Raw genomic sequence first — 798 nt, forward strand, 5'->3', positions numbered from 1 at the left:
TTTGTGTGTCCAAAGTGCGGACACGACGACGGAACACGGCTCAGCAAGCGCCACTCCATTCAATGCAAGCTCTGTAGGAGGCAGACTTCCATCACAGCAGGCACTCTATTCCACAAGACGAAAATTCCACTGGTTACTTGGTTTTGGCTAATTTTTTTGATGATGCAGGACAAGCGAGGCATATCCACGATGCGCGCTGCCGATCTATTGGGAATGCACTACACAACGGTCTGGAACTTGATGCACAAACTTCGAATCGCAATGTCCGATAGGGATGAAAGCCACACGCTATCGGGATACGTAGAAATTGATGAAGCCTTTTTCGGAGGTAAATCCAAAAAAAAGCGCGGTAGAGGCGCATCCAACAAAAAACGGGTGTACGTAATGGTTGAGCGCCTCAACAGGAAAGCCGGTGATGCTGCCATGTTCGTTGCAATGGAGCGCGATGGTTCGGAGTACAGGCGAGTAGTTGAAGCCAGGCTGGAGCCGATGACACACGTCCGAACAGATGGTTTTCACATGAACTCCGTTATCCACGGCGTAGTCGGGCGCTTGAACATGCAAAAATTTTCTAAATCACAAAGTCCTGGACCAGTCGAAAACGCTGATAGAGTCATTTCTTTGGCGAAACGACAACTTCTCGGAACATATCACCAATTTTGCTCAAGACGGCATCTGCAGCGTTTTCTCGATGAGTTTTGTTATCGATTCAATCGGCGCTACCAGTGGTATCAATTGGCATGCCGACTTATTACTGCCTGCTCCCTGCACACGCCAGTTTCGTATGCTGCGGTATCG

1 protein-coding gene is annotated in these 798 nt (G+C 49.0%); it reads left to right on the forward strand.

The window, feature by feature from the left end; all coding sequences use genetic code 11:
* Positions 1-3: 3 nt before the first annotated feature.
* A partial coding sequence (locus EKK48_02740; protein RTL45456.1) for an IS1595 family transposase occupies positions 4-798 on the forward strand: 795 nt, incomplete at its 3' end.

This window comes from Candidatus Melainabacteria bacterium (assembly GCA_003963305.1).
Classification (GTDB): domain Bacteria; phylum Cyanobacteriota; class Vampirovibrionia; order Obscuribacterales; family Obscuribacteraceae; genus PALSA-1081.